This is a genomic window from Achromobacter ruhlandii (assembly GCF_902859695.1).
In the GTDB taxonomy this organism is placed as follows: Bacteria; Pseudomonadota; Gammaproteobacteria; order Burkholderiales; family Burkholderiaceae_B; genus Achromobacter; species Achromobacter ruhlandii.
Genome location: NZ_CADIJL010000020.1, coordinates 55688 through 71311 on the forward strand (window position 1 = coordinate 55688; position 15624 = coordinate 71311).

Below are 15624 nucleotides of genomic sequence, written 5' to 3' on the forward strand. Positions count from 1 at the left end.
CCGGCCGGCCCGTATCCGGCTCATCGCCGGCGCGCCGCCGCAACGCCATGCCTGCCCCAACGCGGGCCCATTTGGCGCCAAATCCTGGCATTTGCCGTCATTCTACGCCACCCCATTTCAGCCCTCCGCGCGCCCCGGAAGTTTTTTCAGCGCGGCGCAATCAGTTGGGACAGATCGGTTTCAAGAGGTGACGGTTCGCCGCAAAGGCGGGACGCGATCAGATCTCCCATCAAGGCCGACCAGGACAACCCGCGCGAAGCATAGCCAGCGGCCAGCCACAGGCCCGGCGCATGGGCCAGTTCGCCCACGGCCGGCAGGCGCCCCGGCAACACCGCCCGCCACCCCGCCCAACCCGGCAGGCTACCGGGCGCCAGGTCATGCAACGCGGCCAAGCCGTCGCCCAGCAGGCCCGCGGCCTTGTCCAGGGTGACGCGCTGGCCTTCGGCGCCGATGCGCGCCTCGGTGGCGCCATGCACATAGGTGCTGCCCGCCACGCAGCCGCTGCCCGTGTCCGGCAGCAGGTAGCCTTCGCCCCCCACCACGCAGCGCGGACCGCCACCCAGCGCGGCCGCCGGCAGCAGCGTGACCTCGCCCGCCAGCGCATGCATCTGCGCCACGCGCGGCAACGGCGCCAGCAGGTCGCTGGCGGCCAGCACCTGCCGCGCGCCGAAGGCATTGGCGAGGATCACATGGGCGGCCTGTCCCAGCGTCGCTCCCGTCGCATCCAGCGCGCGCCAGCCCCCGACGTCGCGCGCCAGCCGCGCCACGCAGCCCGGCGCCACCCGCACGCCGGCGGTCGCCAGCAAGGCGGGAATCAATTCGCTCGGCTGCACCAACATGCCCTGGCCGAAAAACACGCCGCCGCGCGCCAACGGCAGGCCCGCCAGCGCGCTGGCCTCGTCGCGGCTCACCGCGCGCACCCAATCGGCGGGAAACGCCAGGGTCGCCAAGGTGTCCGCCAAGGCCGCCGCGCGGCCCGCATCGCGATCCAGCTGCACCGTGCCACACACCCTCGGCGCCGCGCCGCCCGGTAGTCCGGCCCAGCGCGCCAGGGCGCGGCCACTGCCGGCGCGCGACAGGCGCGCGCGCGCGTTGTCGTCGCGCGCCAGCACCGGCGTCAGCGCCGCCGCGACATGACCGGCATGGGCAGGCGCGCCGCGCGCCAGTCCCGCATCCAGCACCGTCACCCCCCAGCCGCGCAGGGCCAGCGCTTGCGCGATGCCGGCGCCGGCCAACCCCGCCCCCACCACCAGCGCGTGACGGACTCGCTCGTCCTGCGCGGCTGGCGCGGCGGCCGCGCCCGGCATCGCCGTGGCCACCGTCATATGCCATTTGCCCCCATAGCCCGGCGCGCGCCGCGCCTCGAACCCCGCTTCCTGCAAGGCCCGCCGCAACTCGCCGGTGCAGGCCCAGGTGGCCAATGTGGCGCCCGGCGCGGCCAGCCGCGCCAGCTCCTTGAGCAATGGCGCCTCCCACATGCGCGGGTTGCGTTCGGGCGCGAAGCCATCCAGGAAGTACGCGTCCACCCGCGCCGACAAGCGCGGCGCCAGCGCCTGCGCGTCGCCGAATCCAAGCGTCAGCGTCACCGCGCCGCCCTCGAATTCAAGCCGGTGCAGGCCCGGCAGCAAGGACGGCCACTGCGCCGCCAGTTGCGTCGCCAGGGGCGCCAACGCCTCGGGCGCATGGCGCGCCAGCAGCGCCGCCAGATCCTCGCGGCTGAACGGGTGCGCTTCCAGTGACAGCACGTGCAGGCGGCGCGCGCGCCGCGGATCGTCGCGCCACGCGCGCCAGACCGCCAGGAAATTCAGGCCCAGGCCGAAGCCGGTCTCGCAGACCGTGAACGCGTCGCGGCCGCGCCAGCGTTCCGGCAGGCCGTTGCCGCGCAGGAACACGTGTTCCGCCTGGCCCAGGGCTCCCGAGGGCGAGTGATAGACGTCGCCATACGCCGGGCTGTAGAGCCGGCCTTGCGCGTCGACGTCGGCAACGGCGGGGGTCAGGGGCACATAGGAGGAAGACATGGGGAAAACCGGGCGCTTCAGGGAAATTTCGGGAATATCGGCAAAGCGGGATTATCGAACGGCGCGGCCGGCCTGCGTTGGATGCGCGCCACGCGCGGCGCGGCTTTTGCCCCGCCGCAACGGCTTTGACGCATACCTGGGCTTACACTGATTTCATGGAAACCTATGACCCGCCCCGCTCGCTGACCTCGCCCATCGACCTGTGCGCGGCGCTGGATGCCGCGGTCACGGCCGCCCATGCCGGCGCGGCCATCCTGCAATCCTACGCGCATCACCGCGCCGATCTGGTGATCGATCGCAAGGCGCGCAACGATCTGGTGTCGCAGGCCGACCGCGAGGCCGAAGCCGCCATCATCGACGAACTGCAGGCGCGCACGCCGAAATTCGGCATCGTCGCCGAGGAAACCGGCGGTCAGGCGCAGGGCGCGGCCACCTGGTACATCGATCCGCTGGACGGCACCACCAATTTCCTGCACGACATCCCGCACTATGCGGTGTCGATCGCGCTGATCGCCCACGCCGGCACCGCCATCTCCGCCAACGAGCGCCTGGCGCGGGACATGCCGGTGGCGGGCGTGGTCTACGACCCCAGCCGCGAAGAACTCTTCACCGCGGTGTATGGCCTGGGCGCCTGGCTCAATGGCCGCCGCATCACCTGCTCGCGCACCCGCACGCTCGAAGACTCGGTGCTGGCCACCGGCTTTCCGTTCCGCGACTTCTCCTTCGCCAGTCAGTACATGCCGATGCTGCACGACGCCATCAACCGCGCGCGCGGCGTGCGGCGCATGGGCGCGGCCGCGCTCGACCTGGCCTGGACCGCCTGCGGCCGCTATGACGGCTATTGGGAAATGGGCCTGGCGCCCTGGGACGTGGCCGCCGGCACGCTGATCGTGCGCGAGGCGGGCGGCGCCTGCAGCGACATGCACCGGCAGGATTCCTGGCCCATCGGCGGACGCGTGGTGGCCGGCAACCCGGACATCGAACGCGCCCTGCACGAGATGATCGCGCCGCACCTGGACCAGCCGGGCTGAACGCCCGGCCGCGCCGCAGCCTCAGGCCGGCTGGCCTTGCGGCGCGGCGGCCTCGGCGTCCGGCCGCAATTCACGCCGCAGGATCTTGCCGACATTGCTCTTGGGCAGTTCGTCACGGAACTCCACATAGCGCGGCCGCTTGTAGCCGGTCAGCTTGTCCTTGCACCACTGCTGCACCTGGGCCTCGGTCAGCGCGGAATCCTTCTTCACCACGAACACCTTGACCGCCTCGCCCGAGTGCTCGTCCGGCACCCCGATGGCCGCGCACTCCAGCACGCCCGGCATCTGCGACACCGCCGCCTCCACCTCGTTCGGATAGACCTTGAAGCCGGACACGGTGATCATGTCCTTCTTGCGGTCGACGATGCGCGTGTAGCCCTTGTCGTCCATGATGCCGATATCGCCAGTGCGGAAATAGCCGTCCGCCGTCATCACGTGACGCGTTTCCTCGGGCTTCTGCCAATAGCCGGCCATGACCTGCGGCCCGCGGATGCTGACTTCGCCGCGCTCGCCCAGCGGCACCTCGTTGCCGGCGTCGTCGAGGATGGCGACGTAGGTGGACGGCAGCGGCAGGCCGATGGAACCGGAATACGCCGTGGCATCGCACGGATTGACCGTGGCCACCGGCGACGTTTCCGACAAGCCATAGCCTTCGATCAGGGGCTTGCCCGTGATCTTCAGCCAGCGCTCGGCCACCGCCTGCTGCACCGCCATGCCGCCGCCCAGGGCCAGCCGCAGCCCGGAAAAATCGAGCCTGGCGAAATCCTCGTTGTGCACCAGCGCGTTGAACAGCGTATTGACGCCGGGAAACACGTTGATGGGCACCTTGCGCCAGGCATTGATCAACGAAGGCTGGTCGCGCGGATTGATGATCAGCACGTTGCGCATGCCCGCGTACATGCCGTACAGGCCGCAGACCGTCATGGCGAACACGTGATAAAGCGGCAAGGCGCTCAGCACGGTGATCTGCCGATCCGTCATGTCGCGCAGGGCCGGCGCCGCCACCGCCTCCATCTGCTTCACATTGGAGGTCAGGTTGCGATGCGTCAGCATCGCCCCCTTGGGCACGCCGGTGGTCCCGCCGGTGTATTGCAGCACCGCCAGGTCGTCCATCGAGATCGCCGGCGCGGTGAACGGCAGGCCGGCCCCCTTGGCCAGCACCTTCGGCAGCATCAGCGCGCCATCGAGCTGCCAGGCGGGCACCAGTTTCTTGACATAGCGGGCCGCCAGGTTCACCAGCGGCGCCTTCAGGCCGCCCAGCAGGTCGCCCGGCCCGGTCACCACGATGTGCCTGAGCTGGCCCCGGTCGGACACGCTCTGCAGGGTGTGGGCGAAATTCTCGAGGATCACGATGACCGCCGCGCCGCTGTCCAGCAACTGCCGCTGCAATTCCTCGGCGGTGTACAGCGGGTTGACATTGACCACCGCATGGCCGGCCCGCAGGGTGCCCAGCAGGGCCACCAGGTAGGCGGGCACGTTGGGCATCATCAGCGCCACCCGCGAGCCCTTCGGCAGATCCAGGCTTTGCAGCCAGCCGGCGAACCCGCGCGCGTGCGCGTCCAGCTGCGCATAGGTGATGTCACTGCCCATGGCGGTGCAGGCGACGCGCCCCGCGAACTGCTTGCAGGCCCGGTCCAGCAGGTCGGTCAGCGATGTGTAGCCGTCGATGGAGATGTCGGCGGGAACCCCTTGCGGGTAATGGGCAAGCCACGGACGGGTCATGGTGTTTGTCTCCATTAAATTGATTTTTGATTGATGATAACCTTGTTGCGTTCCCAAATTCCGCCTGATTCTTCCCATGAAACTGCTCGATCCCATCGTTGCCTGGCGCGACGATATCTCCCAGATCCGGCGCGACATCCACGCGCATCCCGAATTGGCGTTCGAGGAATTCCGCACCGCCGACGTGGTCGCGGCCAAGCTCGAAGAATGGGGCATTGAAATCCATCGCGGCCTGGGCGGCACCGGCGTGGTCGGCATCATCCGCGGCGACCGGCCCGGCGAGCGCGCCGTCGGCCTGCGCGCCGACATGGACGCCCTGCCCATGCAGGAAGCCAACACCTTCGCCCACGCCAGCAAGCACGCCGGCAAGATGCACGCCTGCGGCCACGACGGCCATACCGCCATGCTGCTGGCCGCCGCCCGCTACCTGTCGCAGCACCGCGACTTCGCCGGCACGGTCTATGTGATCTTCCAGCCGGCCGAGGAAGGCGGCGGCGGCGCCAAGCGCATGATCGACGACGGCCTGTTCACCCGCTTCCCGATGGAAGCGGTGTTCGGCATGCACAATTGGCCCGGCATGGCGCCCGGCCAGTTCGGCGTGACCGCCGGCCCCATCATGGCGTCCAGCAACGAATTCTCCATCGTGGTCAAGGGCAAGGGCACCCATGCCGGCATGCCCAACCTGGGCATCGACCCGGTGATGGCGGCGGTGCAGCTGGCGCAATCGCTGCAGACCATCATCACGCGCAACCGCAATCCGCTTGACGCCGCGGTGCTCAGCATCACGCAGATCCACGCCGGCAGCGCCGACAACGTGGTGCCCAACCATGCCGAACTGCGCGGCACGGTGCGCACCTTCACGCTGGAAGTGCTGGACCTGATCGAACGGCGTATGGAAGAGATCGCGCGCCACACCTGCGCCGCCATGGACTGCGAGGTGGAGTTCACCTTCCAGCGCAACTACCCGCCCACCATCAACCATCCGGAAGAAGCGGCTTTCTGTGCCGACGTCATGCGCGACATCGTCGGCGACGACAAGGTCAACGACCACGTGCAGCCCACCATGGGCGCCGAGGACTTCGCCTTCATGCTGCAGGAATTGCCCGGCTGCTACGTCTGGATCGGCAACGGCGTCGGCGATCACCGCGCCGCCGGCCATGGCCTGGGCCCGTGCATGCTGCACAACGGCAGCTACGACTTCAACGACGACCTGCTGCCGCTGGGCGGCACCTACTGGGTACAGCTGGCGCTCAAGCGCCTGGCCAAGCCCTGACGCCCCGCTAGAAACCGCCCCCCTGCCCCGTCCGCACCGCCTGGCACATCGCCAGGAAGCGCTGGGCGGCGCGGGCGGCGGCGTCCGCGTGCGGCACCAGGATGCTCAGTGTGCGCGTCAGCGGCCGCGGCAACAGCCGCAACGCCGCCAGCGCGCCGTCCTCGTGCCGCATCGACATGGCCGACACGAAGCCCACGCCGAGTCCGGCGCGCACCGCCTGCTTCACGCCCTCCACCCCGGCCAGTTCCAGACCGATCGACGGCGCCAGGCCGGCATCGGCAAACGCCCGCTCCACCAGCCGCCGCACGCCTGAACCGGGCTCGCGCATCACCAGCGCCGACAGCGCCAGGTCGCGCAGCGTCACCGCGCCCTTGCCGGCCAGCGCGTGATCGGCCCGCACGATCGCCACCACCTCGTCCTGCCGCCACGCGTGCACCGCGGTATCGGCGGGCAGGCCCGCCGGCACGTCGCCCTCGATGAAGGCCAGGTCCAACGCCGGCAGGCGCTCGACGATCTCGCGGGTATTGCCATCGGACAAGTGCAGGCTGACCGCCGGAAACGCCTGGCGGAAGTCGGCCACCAGCGCAGGAAGCAGGTAGCTCGCGGGCGTGGTGCTGGCCCCCAGCCGCAGCACGCCGGTTTCCAGGCCGCGCCAGGACTCGCGCACCGCCTGCGCCTGGCGATACACCTGGCGCAGCTGGCGCGCCTGTTCGGCCAGGCGCTCGCCGGCCTCGGTCAGCGCAATGCCGTGGCCGCTGCGACGGTATAGCGGTTCCCCGAACCATTCCTGCAAGGCCCGCAGCTGGCCCGACACGGCCGGCTGTGACAGGTGCAGTTGCTGGGCCGCGCGGCTGATGTTGCCGGCATCGGCCACCGTGGCGAAGGTGAGCAATTGATCGGGGGTCATGGGCGGTCCGGCCGGCGGCAACCGTATTATCAGAATTTCCGATATTTCATATCAAAAATGAAAATTTTCCAAATAATTGTCGCGAAACTAATATTTCGTCTGGTTATTTAGATATGCACAAAGGCCCGCCATGAGCACCGCCAGCACCACCGTCCCCCAACATGCCGCCCCCGCCGCGCCGCCCGCCACGGCCGCCGCGGCCACGCCCTGGCGCGACAAGCTCAACGGCGTGCTGTTCGTCGGCCTCATGTCGGCCGCGGTCATGCAGCTGGCGGACCTGCCCGCCATCCGCCAGCTCGGCTTTTCGCCGCTGGTGGTCGGTATCGTCTGCGGCATGCTGTACGGCAACTTCCTGCGCGGCACCATGCCGGTCGACTGGGGCGTGGGCGTCAACTTCACCGCGCGCCGCCTGCTGCGCATCGCCGTGGCCTTCTACGGCCTGAACATCAGCATCCAACAGATCGCCGCCGTCGGCCTGCCGGGCCTGGCGGTCTCGGTGGCGGTCGTGGTGGGCACGCTGCTGATCGGCACCTGGGTGGGCCAGCGCCTGCTCGGGCTGGACCGCGACACCGCCATGCTGACCGCCGCCGGCAGCGCCATCTGTGGCGCCGCCGCCGTGCTGGCCTTCGAACCGACCCTGCGGGCGCAACCGCACAAGAGCGCCGTGGCGGTGGCTACCGTGGTGCTGTTCGGCACGCTGTCGATGTTCCTGTACCCGGTGCTGTATCACGCCGGCTGGCTGCCGTTCGACACCCAGTCGCTGGGTATCTACATCGGCGGCACCATCCACGAAGTGGCGCAGGTGGTCGGCGCGGCCAGCAACATCGACCCCGCCACCACGGAAGTCGCCACCATCGTCAAGATGACCCGCGTCGCGCTGCTGGTGCCGGTGCTGCTCATCCTCGGCCTGTACCTGCGCAGCGCCGCCAGCCATGCCGGCGGCAACGCCAAGGGCGCCAAGCTGCCGATTCCCTGGTTCGCGGTCGGCTTCCTGGTCCTGGCCATCGTCAACTCGCTCAACATCATCCCCGCCGACGTGATCGCCGCCATCCGCCGCCTGGACGTCTTCGCCCTGACCATGGCCATGACCGCGCTGGGCATCGAGACCCGCTTCGCCAATATCCGCAAGGCCGGTCCGCGCGTGATGGCGCTGGGCCTGATCCTGTACGCCTGGCTGCTGGTCGGCGGCTACGGCATCGTCAAGCTGGCGTCCTGATCCGCGCCCGCTTCGATAAAGCGCGCCGACGGGGCGCCGGCCCGCGCCGGCGCCCCGTTTTTCCTGCATAATCGGCTGGTTGCCTTGCATTGGAGCCGGCCGCATGACCTCCAGCACCAAAACTCCCTTCACGACCTTGCCCGCCAATCGCGACGCCGTATTGCGCGTCATGCCGATGCCGGCGGACGCCAACATCCACGGGGACGTTTTCGGCGGCTGGATCATGTCCCAGGTCGACATCGCCGGCTCGATTCCCGCCGCCCGCCGCGCGGCCGGCCGCGTCGCCACGGTCGCCGTCAACGCCTTCCAGTTCAAGCAGCCCGTGTTCGTGGGCGACCTGCTCAGCTTCTACGCGGCCATCGTCAAGACCGGCAAGACCTCCATCACCGTCTCGGTCGAGGTCTACGCGGAACGCCAGCGCCTGGACGCCGAAGTCGTCAAGGTCACCGAAGCCACGCTGACCTACGTGGCCACCGACGAAGCCCGTCGCAGCCGCCCCCTTCCCATTCTTTGAGTCGTAACGCATGACGCAGTCCGCCGCCGCGCAGAAACCGCCCGCGACGCCCCGCCGCCTCGACCCGGAAGACGCGCAGCACGCCCTGGCCGAAGTCCAGGAACGCCTGCGCCGCCAGCAACTGGTCGCCGACCTGGTGCATCGCCAGGAAGAAGGCGACGCCAAGGCCAACCTGGTCGAAGACCTGGTGCACCGCCAGCACGAGGCCGAGCTCAAGACCCTGCTGGACGGCCTGCATCCCGCGGACATCGCCTTCATCCTCGAATCGTTGCCCAAGGATGAACGCCAGACGATCTGGAAGCTGGTCAGCCCCGAGCACGACGCCGACGTGCTGCTAGAGGTCGAAGACTGGGTGCGCGAATCGCTGATCGAAGCGATGGACCGCCAGGACCTGGTGGCCGCCACCGGCAACATGGACGCCGACGAACTGGCGGACCTGGCGCCCGACCTGCCGCCGGACGTGGTGGCCGAGGTCCAGAAAGGCCTGACCGAGGAAGAGCGCGCGCAACTGCTGGAAGCCATGGGCTATCCGGAAGACAGCGTCGGCGCCATCATGGACTTCGAAATGGTCCGGGTGCGCGAGGACGTCACGCTCGAAGTGGTGCTGCGCTACCTGCGACGCCTGCACGAACTGCCCGACCACACCGACCAGATCTTCGTGGTCGACCGCCAGGACAAGCTGCAGGGCATCCTGCCGCTGTCGCGCCTGCTGGTCAGCGAACCCGAGACCGAAGTGCGCGCGGTCATGAACTCGGATTTCCTGACGCTCAATCCGCTCGACTCCGACGCCGACGCGGCCGGCGCCTTCGAACGCTACGACCTGGTGTCCGCGCCCGTGATGGACGACCAGGGCCGCCTGATCGGCCGCGTCACCATCGCCGACGTGGTCGACGTGATGCGCGAAGACTCGCAGGAACAGGCCCTGTCACGCGCCGGCCTGCAGGAAGAGGACATCTTCGCGCCAGCCAGGGCGCTGCGCAACCGCGCGCCCTGGCTGCTGTTCAACCTCTGTACCGCCGCCACGGCGTCGTTCGTGGCCTCGCAATTCGAGGGCACGGTCAGCCAGATCGTGATCCTGGCGTTCCTGATGTCCATCGTCGCCGGCATCGGCGGCAACTCGGGCAACCAGACCATGACGCTGATCATCCGCGCGCTGGCCATGGGCCGCATCACCGGCCGCAACCTGTGGCAGCTGGTCAAGCGCGAACTGTTCGTGACCCTGATGGTGGGGCTGTGCGGCAGCCTGGTCGCGGCCCTGTTCGCCTGGGCCATCTCGCATTCGATCTCGATCGCGCTGGTGATGATGGCGGCGATGGTCTGCAACATGCTGGTCGGGGCCTCGGTCGGCGTGCTGGTGCCGATGGTGCGGGCCCGCTTCGGCAAGGACCCCGCCATGGGGTCGTCGGTGCTGCTGACCTTTGCCACCGACTCGCTCGGCTTTTTCATCTTCCTGGGCCTGGCCACCATTTTCCTGCTGTAGCGCGTCCACAACGGACTTGCACAGGATTGTTTCACCGTATATCCAGGGCGGCTTTTTGACAGCGGCATGACAGTCAAGATGGCGGCGGCTCCGTTACAGTAACGGAGTTGTCATCATTCTCTGTTCTTACAATGACCGCCAGATTCCGGGCCGCGCTTTTTTGCCTGCTGCTCTCGACCTTCAGTGCCGCCGCGCACGCCTGCGACAATTTGCCCTCGTGGGCCCAGTCCGCCTGCCAACGCCTCGACCAGATCTGGACCGAAGGCGGCAATGATCTCTATTTCAGCGGCTACGCGTGGCACAACCGCGCCATGTACAGCCGCGAGAAGATCAACAGCTTCAACGAGCTGGCCTGGGGCGGCGGCTATGGCCGCAGCATCTACGACGAGGACGGCGACTGGCAAGGCCTGTACGCCATGGCCTTCCTGGACTCGCACAGCAAGGTCGAGCCGATCGCCGGCTATGGTTTCCTGAAGATCGGACGGGTCAGCGAGAACTTCCGGCTAGGCGCCGGCTATACGGTATTCCTGACCGCGCGCCACGACATCATGAGCTACGTGCCCTTCCCCGGCGTGCTGCCGCTGGTCTCGGCCGGCTACAAGGACACCATGCTGTACGCCACCTACATCCCCGGCTCGCGCGGCGCGGGCAACGTGCTGTTCATGTTCGGCCGCTGGGCCTTCTGACGGCCCGGCGCGCCGCCGCGGAACCGTCCCAGGCGCCCGCCGCAAGGCGCTTCAGCGGCCTCGGGCGAGCCGCCTTTCAGCAGGGCTGCATGCCCAGGCGACGCACCAGTTCGCCCAGGCGCCAATCGTCAATGCCGTGGGCGCGCAGCGCTTTTTCGGTTTCCACCACGTAATCCAGGCAGGGGCCTGAATGCCCGACCGCGTTGCGCACCGACGCCAGCAGGCGGTCGTCGCTCAGGTCGGCGGCGTATTCCTGGCAGGCGCGATTGAGCAGAAACACCAGGCCGCGCACCGGCGCCTGTTCGGTATGGCAGGTCAGCCAGCGCGGCGTATAGGCGCCAGTGACCATCTCGCGGCGCCACAACGCCTGGAACACCACCGGCACGTCATCGGCCGCGATCTGAAACGCCACGCCGCGGCAGCAGCCGCCGCGGTCCAGCCCGAACACCAGTCCGGGATTGTCGGGCGAGCCGCGGTGGTCATGCGACCACAGGCAAAGCGAGCGGTGATAGCCGCGCACCGTGGCCAGGCGCCGTTCGCGCCAGGCAAAGCCGGGATGCCAGATTAGGGAGCCGTAGGCGAACACCCACAGGTCGTCGGTGCCGTTCCATCCCACCAAAAGCTCTTCCACCGACGCGGGTTGCGTCTTCGCCAGTCCGGCACAGCCGGCGGGTACTGCCAACGACATAGGGTCCTCTGATATCCCGGGTTCATTCCCATGGCGGGAATGACGGATATGCTACGCCGCCCGGCGCGCAAAAGAATTGCGAGATAGGGCGCCTGCAACAGGCCGAAAGAAATTTGTATTCGCCGGAGGCCGGCGCCAGGGAAAAAAATTGCGCGTTGGCGTCCGGGCCCGTTTGCCACCGGCCGCCCCTCCGGGAACGACCCCGCGCGGAGCGTGTCGGGCGGCCGCGCCTAGAGCGCGTCCAGCGGCAATTCCGTGGTGCTCTTGATGACTTCCATCGAGAAGCTGGCGCTGACGTCCAGCAGGTCGACTGCGGCGATCAGGCGGCGGTAGAAGCGGTCATAGGCCGCCATGTCCTCGACCACCACCTTGAGCAGGTAGTCGATGTCGCCCGCCATGCGATGGAATTCGACCACGTTCGGCAGCGCCATGACGGCGTTGATCAGGCTCTGGGTCCATTTCTCGTTGTGCTGGCTGGTCTTGATGGAGACGAACACGGTCAGGTTCAGCCCCAGTGCGCGCGGGTCCAGCAGAATCGCGTTGCGGGCGATGACGCCGTCGTCCTTGAGCTTCTGGATGCGGCGCCAGCATGGCGTGACGGACAGGTTGACCTGCTCGGCGATCTCGGCGACCGAGCAGGTGGCGTCCTTCTGCAGCAACGCCAGGATCTTGATGTCCGTCTGGTCCATGGAGGTTCCTCAAGCGATATCGCCGCAATCTTGCCCTGACGCCCGGACCGCGTCCAGCCGTGGAACACCCTAAGCGGCCCGGGACAGCGCCGGCGGCGCGGCTTCAGTACGTGCCGGGGTAGCCGCCGCCATCGAGCAGGATGTTCTGCGCCGTCATGTAGCCCGCCTGCGCCGAGCAGACATAGGCGCACAGCGCCCCCAGCTCCTCGGGCTGGCCATAGCGGCCGGCGGGACTGGCGCGGCCACGCTCGTCCCACAGCTGCTCGAAGGTCTTGCCGCCTTCCTCCAGCATCCCGCGGATATGGCGCGCCTGCGCATCGGTGGCGAAGGCCCCGGGCAGCAGGTTGTTGATGGTGACGTTGTGCCTCACGGTCTGTCGCGCAAGGCCGCTGACAAAGCCGATCAGCCCGGCCCGCGCGCCGTTGGACAGGCCCAGTTCGGCATGCGGCGCCTTCACGCTGCGCGACACGATGTTGACGATGCGGCCGAAGCGCCGCTCGATCATGCCGTCGACCACGCGCCGGATCATGTCGATCGGGCCGAGCATCATCGAGTCCAGCGCCGCGATCCAGTCATCGTGCGACCAATCGCGGAAATCGCCCGGCATGGGGCCGTCGGCATTGTTGATCAGGATATCGGGATGGGGACAGGCGGCCAGCGCGGCGTCACGTCCCTCTGGCCGGGTCAGGTCGGCCGAGACCCAACCCACGCCGATGCCGGCCTCCCGCGAGATCTCGCTCGCGGCCTGCTCCAGCGTCTGCGGATTGCGCGCCGCGATTGTCACCGCCACGCCTTCGCGCGCCAATTGCAGGGCGCAGGCCCGTCCCATGCCGCGGCTGCCGCCGAATACCAATGCCGTCTTGCCGCTGATCCCGAGATCCATGCCAACCCCTCCAGAGTGGTTCCAAGATGCGGATCAGTATAGGAGCGGGGGCGGCGCGCCGGGGTGGAATTTTTTTCTAAACATCCGTTCCATGCGGGCCAATTTGGCAAAGGCATTCCAGCATGAAACCCTAAGATGAAAGCTTGTCATTCAGGCGTACGTCCATGCCCAACCTCCCGCTCGCCACCGCCGACCTGCGCTCGCTGTGCGAATCGGTGCAGGCCGCCCAGATGAACGCGGCCCGCGCCTTGCTGCGCGAGCTGGCCGCCAGCGTCGCCAATGCCGGCGACATGCTGCAAGCCCTGCCCGCGGAACTGCGCGCCGGCCGCCCCGACCGCTACACCCGCCACATCGCCTATGCCGACCCGCACGGCGCCTTCACCGTCGCCTACCTGATCTGGCGCCCGGGACAATTCAGCCCGGTCCATGGCCACAAGACCTGGTGCACGTACCAGGTGCTGCAGGGCGAACTGGCCGAAACCCATTACCGCTGGGACCCCGCCGCCGGCGCCGCCCTGCCCTGCGGCGAAATCAGCCGCCGCCCGGGCGACATCATCACCGCGTCCCAGGGCCTGCATCAGATCCACCGCCTCGGCAATGCCGGCCCCGGCGTTGCCGTGTCCCTGCATATCTACGGGGTCGACCAGGCCGATCTCTGCACCGGCGTCAATCATCTGGTGCCCACGCCCGCGCCGCACTGACGCCGTCCGCCGCAACCGGCATCCCGAAAAAAAGCGGGGCCTTCCAAGGCCCCGCTGCACATTTCCCGGCCGGGTTCTCAGCCCATCCACTGGCTGACCGGCGCCGCGGCGTCCTGCAGCGGCTGCGCCACCACGTCGATCAGCGCCGGGCCGTCATGCTCCATCGCCGCCTTGATCGCCGCGTCCAGCTTGGCCGGGTCCTCGACCCGCCAGGCCTTCACGCCATAGGCTTCGGCAATGCGGGCGTGGTCGGTACGGTCGAAGTCCACGCTGTAGTAGCGCTTGTCGTAGCCGGCCTTCTGGCTGGCCTTGATCCAGCCATAGACCGAGTTCGAAAACACGATCATCAGCAGCGGCGCCTTGTGGCGCACGATGGTCTCGAGCTCGCCGACCGTGAATCCGAAGCTGCCGTCGCCCATCACCGACACGCACTTGGCGTTCGGCCGGCCGACCCAGGCGCCGAGCGCCGCCGACATCGAAAAGCCCAAGGCGCCATGGGCGCGGTTGGTGATGAAGTGGCGGCCGGGCCGCGACACGTCGTAGTAGGCCGAGAAGTACGGGCACGGCGTGCCGGGATCCGCGCACACCACGGCGTCGTCGGGCAGCAGGCGATTGAGCGACTGCACCACGCGTTCGGGGCGGATCGGCGCCTCCAGGCTGCTCGCCAGCGGCTCCAGTTGCGCGCGCCGCGCGGCCTTGGCGCGGCCCGCCAGCACCGCGCCATCGACGGCGTCGGACGGCCGGTGCGCCAGGCGCGCCTGCACCTCGGCGCCCAGCGCCTGCAGGGCCAGCTTGGCGTCGCCCACCATGCCGACTTCGGTCAGGTAATTGGCGCCGATCACCATCGGGTCGATGTCGATGTGCAGGATCGGCACGTCGCGGTTCGGGAAGCGCCAGTGCTCGGTCGAGGTCGAACCCGCGCGGCAGCCGACGAACAGCACCACGTCGGCCGCGGCCACCACGTCGCGCGTGGCCATCACGCCGCCGTTCGACCCCACCACGCCCGCGTTCAGCGGATGCGTGTCGGCCAGGCTGCCCTGGCCGCTGACGGTCACGCAGACCGCCGCCTTCAGGCTCTCGGCCAGTTCCTGCAGCGCGCCGCTGGCGCCGGCGATCACCACGCCGCCGCCGCAGATGATGACCGGCGAACGCGCGCCCACCAGGCGCTGCGCCGCGCGCGCCACGTCCGACGGATCCGGCGCGTAGCGCAGCGACGGAAATTGCGCGTGCTCGGGCTGGGCCCAGACGTCGGCGCCATCGACCTGCTGCTTCATCACGTCATACGGAAAGCACAGGTGCGCCGCGCCGGGCTTGCCGGTGGTCATGGCGCGGAACGCCGCGCGCACCATGCCGGGGATCTGGTCGGCGCGATCGATGGTGCGGTTCCACTTCGTCAGCGGCCGGTACAGCGCCTCCTGGTCCAGCTCGGTCAGCGGGTACTTGCCGCGCGAACCCACCGCCACGTCGGACGTGATGCCCAGCACCGGAATGGACGACTCGTTGGCCTCCACCAGCCCCGGCAGCAGATAAGTCGCGCCGCCGCCGCTGGGCCCTTCGCATACGCCGACCTTGCCGGTCACGCGGGCATAGGCGTCGGCCATGTAGCCAGCGCTGCGCTCGTCACGGGTCAGGATGTGTTGCATGCCGTGATCCAGCCGGTAGAGCGCGTCGTAGAACGGCAGGCTGGTATCGCCGCACAAGCCGAAAATATGTTTGACGCCGTTGTGTTGCAGCATCCGCACCATTGCTTCGGCGCCAGTCAAGGTATCCATGTCTTCTCCACGCGATGCGCGGACCGGGCGGCGCGCGAAGGCGC

The 15624-nt window shown here is 68.6% G+C and carries 14 protein-coding genes; 7 read left to right on the forward strand and 7 right to left on the reverse strand.

Annotated elements, in window-relative coordinates; genetic code table 11:
- Window positions 1-146: 146 nt before the first annotated feature.
- The gene (gene mnmC / locus HV742_RS21480; RefSeq protein WP_175146316.1) at window positions 147-2018 is read right to left on the reverse strand and encodes a bifunctional tRNA (5-methylaminomethyl-2-thiouridine)(34)-methyltransferase MnmC2/FAD-dependent 5-carboxymethylaminomethyl-2-thiouridine(34) oxidoreductase MnmC1; all 1872 of its coding nucleotides are present in this window, start codon (window positions 2016-2018) and stop codon (window positions 147-149) included.
- Between the two features lie 155 nt (window positions 2019-2173).
- Between mnmC and HV742_RS21485 the strand changes: the two genes are divergently transcribed.
- The gene (locus HV742_RS21485; protein ID WP_054419242.1) at window positions 2174-3049 is read left to right on the forward strand and encodes an inositol monophosphatase family protein; all 876 of its coding nucleotides are present in this window, start codon (window positions 2174-2176) and stop codon (window positions 3047-3049) included.
- A gap of 21 nt (window positions 3050-3070) precedes the next feature.
- Here the strand turns inward: HV742_RS21485 and HV742_RS21490 are convergent, their stop codons facing one another.
- Window positions 3071-4771, reverse strand: coding sequence for an AMP-binding protein (locus tag HV742_RS21490; protein WP_059269331.1), 1701 nt, complete (start codon window positions 4769-4771; stop codon window positions 3071-3073).
- A 76-nt stretch (window positions 4772-4847) separates the two neighbouring features.
- Here HV742_RS21490 and HV742_RS21495 point away from each other — a divergent pair, with 76 nt between their 5' ends.
- Complete coding sequence (locus HV742_RS21495) at window positions 4848-6044, forward strand: M20 aminoacylase family protein (RefSeq protein ID WP_049071422.1); 1197 nt, start codon at window positions 4848-4850, stop codon at window positions 6042-6044.
- A gap of 7 nt (window positions 6045-6051) precedes the next feature.
- Here HV742_RS21495 and HV742_RS21500 read toward each other — a convergent pair whose 3' ends face one another.
- Entirely contained in the window at window positions 6052-6951 is a 900-nt protein-coding gene (locus tag HV742_RS21500) for a LysR family transcriptional regulator (RefSeq protein ID WP_049071420.1), read from the reverse strand.
- A gap of 130 nt (window positions 6952-7081) precedes the next feature.
- Here HV742_RS21500 and HV742_RS21505 point away from each other — a divergent pair, with 130 nt between their 5' ends.
- The 4 genes from HV742_RS21505 to pagP all read left to right on the forward strand — a co-directional run bounded on the left by HV742_RS21505 (window position 7082) and on the right by pagP (window position 10847).
- A complete protein-coding gene (locus tag HV742_RS21505) occupies window positions 7082-8167 on the forward strand; it encodes a YeiH family protein (protein ID WP_254601208.1) in 1086 nt (361 codons plus the stop codon).
- Window positions 8168-8270: 103 nt separating this feature from the next.
- Window positions 8271-8681 (forward strand): acyl-CoA thioesterase, encoded by a 411-nt coding sequence (locus HV742_RS21510; protein ID WP_049071416.1) that lies wholly within the window; start codon window positions 8271-8273, stop codon window positions 8679-8681.
- A 10-nt stretch (window positions 8682-8691) separates the two neighbouring features.
- Complete coding sequence (gene mgtE / locus HV742_RS21515) at window positions 8692-10161, forward strand: magnesium transporter (RefSeq protein ID WP_175146317.1); 1470 nt, start codon at window positions 8692-8694, stop codon at window positions 10159-10161.
- A gap of 131 nt (window positions 10162-10292) precedes the next feature.
- Window positions 10293-10847 carry a lipid IV(A) palmitoyltransferase PagP gene (gene pagP, locus HV742_RS21520; RefSeq protein WP_049071412.1) on the forward strand — a complete coding sequence of 185 codons (555 nt, stop codon included), beginning with the start codon at window positions 10293-10295 and terminating at the stop codon, window positions 10845-10847.
- A gap of 76 nt (window positions 10848-10923) precedes the next feature.
- Here pagP and HV742_RS21525 read toward each other — a convergent pair whose 3' ends face one another.
- The 3 genes from HV742_RS21525 to HV742_RS21535 form a co-directional block, all read right to left on the reverse strand.
- Window positions 10924-11535 (reverse strand): gamma-glutamylcyclotransferase, encoded by a 612-nt coding sequence (locus HV742_RS21525; protein ID WP_049071410.1) that lies wholly within the window; start codon window positions 11533-11535, stop codon window positions 10924-10926.
- Window positions 11536-11765: 230 nt separating this feature from the next.
- Entirely contained in the window at window positions 11766-12224 is a 459-nt protein-coding gene (locus HV742_RS21530; protein ID WP_006388798.1) for an Lrp/AsnC family transcriptional regulator, read from the reverse strand.
- A gap of 103 nt (window positions 12225-12327) precedes the next feature.
- Window positions 12328-13107 carry an SDR family oxidoreductase gene (locus HV742_RS21535; protein WP_049071409.1) on the reverse strand — a complete coding sequence of 260 codons (780 nt, stop codon included), beginning with the start codon at window positions 13105-13107 and terminating at the stop codon, window positions 12328-12330.
- Window positions 13108-13271: 164 nt separating this feature from the next.
- Here HV742_RS21535 and HV742_RS21540 point away from each other — a divergent pair, with 164 nt between their 5' ends.
- Window positions 13272-13808, forward strand: a complete 537-nt coding sequence (locus tag HV742_RS21540) for a cysteine dioxygenase family protein (RefSeq protein WP_175146318.1) — start codon at window positions 13272-13274, stop codon at window positions 13806-13808.
- A 77-nt stretch (window positions 13809-13885) separates the two neighbouring features.
- On the opposite strand, the gene HV742_RS21545 is transcribed toward HV742_RS21540, so the two are convergent.
- On the reverse strand, window positions 13886-15580 hold the full coding sequence (locus tag HV742_RS21545; protein WP_175146319.1) for a thiamine pyrophosphate-binding protein: 1695 nt from the start codon (window positions 15578-15580) through the stop codon (window positions 13886-13888).
- Window positions 15581-15624 lie beyond the last annotated feature (44 nt).

What these genes read in the sequence shown, in the direction of transcription:
- mnmC (WP_175146316.1), bottom strand. Translation starts at nt 2,018, where the DNA reads ATGTCTTCCTCCTATGTGCCCCTGACCCCCGCCGTTGCCGACGTCGAC.
- HV742_RS21485 (WP_054419242.1), top strand. Translation starts at nt 2,174, where the DNA reads ATGGAAACCTATGACCCGCCCCGCTCGCTGACCTCGCCCATCGACCTG.
- HV742_RS21490 (WP_059269331.1), bottom strand. Translation starts at nt 4,771, where the DNA reads ATGACCCGTCCGTGGCTTGCCCATTACCCGCAAGGGGTTCCCGCCGAC.
- HV742_RS21495 (WP_049071422.1), top strand. Translation starts at nt 4,848, where the DNA reads ATGAAACTGCTCGATCCCATCGTTGCCTGGCGCGACGATATCTCCCAG.
- HV742_RS21500 (WP_049071420.1), bottom strand. Translation starts at nt 6,951, where the DNA reads ATGACCCCCGATCAATTGCTCACCTTCGCCACGGTGGCCGATGCCGGC.
- HV742_RS21505 (WP_254601208.1), top strand. Translation starts at nt 7,082, where the DNA reads ATGAGCACCGCCAGCACCACCGTCCCCCAACATGCCGCCCCCGCCGCG.
- HV742_RS21510 (WP_049071416.1), top strand. Translation starts at nt 8,271, where the DNA reads ATGACCTCCAGCACCAAAACTCCCTTCACGACCTTGCCCGCCAATCGC.
- mgtE (WP_175146317.1), top strand. Translation starts at nt 8,692, where the DNA reads ATGACGCAGTCCGCCGCCGCGCAGAAACCGCCCGCGACGCCCCGCCGC.
- pagP (WP_049071412.1), top strand. Translation starts at nt 10,293, where the DNA reads ATGACCGCCAGATTCCGGGCCGCGCTTTTTTGCCTGCTGCTCTCGACC.
- HV742_RS21525 (WP_049071410.1), bottom strand. Translation starts at nt 11,535, where the DNA reads ATGTCGTTGGCAGTACCCGCCGGCTGTGCCGGACTGGCGAAGACGCAA.
- HV742_RS21530 (WP_006388798.1), bottom strand. Translation starts at nt 12,224, where the DNA reads ATGGACCAGACGGACATCAAGATCCTGGCGTTGCTGCAGAAGGACGCC.
- HV742_RS21535 (WP_049071409.1), bottom strand. Translation starts at nt 13,107, where the DNA reads ATGGATCTCGGGATCAGCGGCAAGACGGCATTGGTATTCGGCGGCAGC.
- HV742_RS21540 (WP_175146318.1), top strand. Translation starts at nt 13,272, where the DNA reads ATGCCCAACCTCCCGCTCGCCACCGCCGACCTGCGCTCGCTGTGCGAA.
- HV742_RS21545 (WP_175146319.1), bottom strand. Translation starts at nt 15,580, where the DNA reads ATGGATACCTTGACTGGCGCCGAAGCAATGGTGCGGATGCTGCAACAC.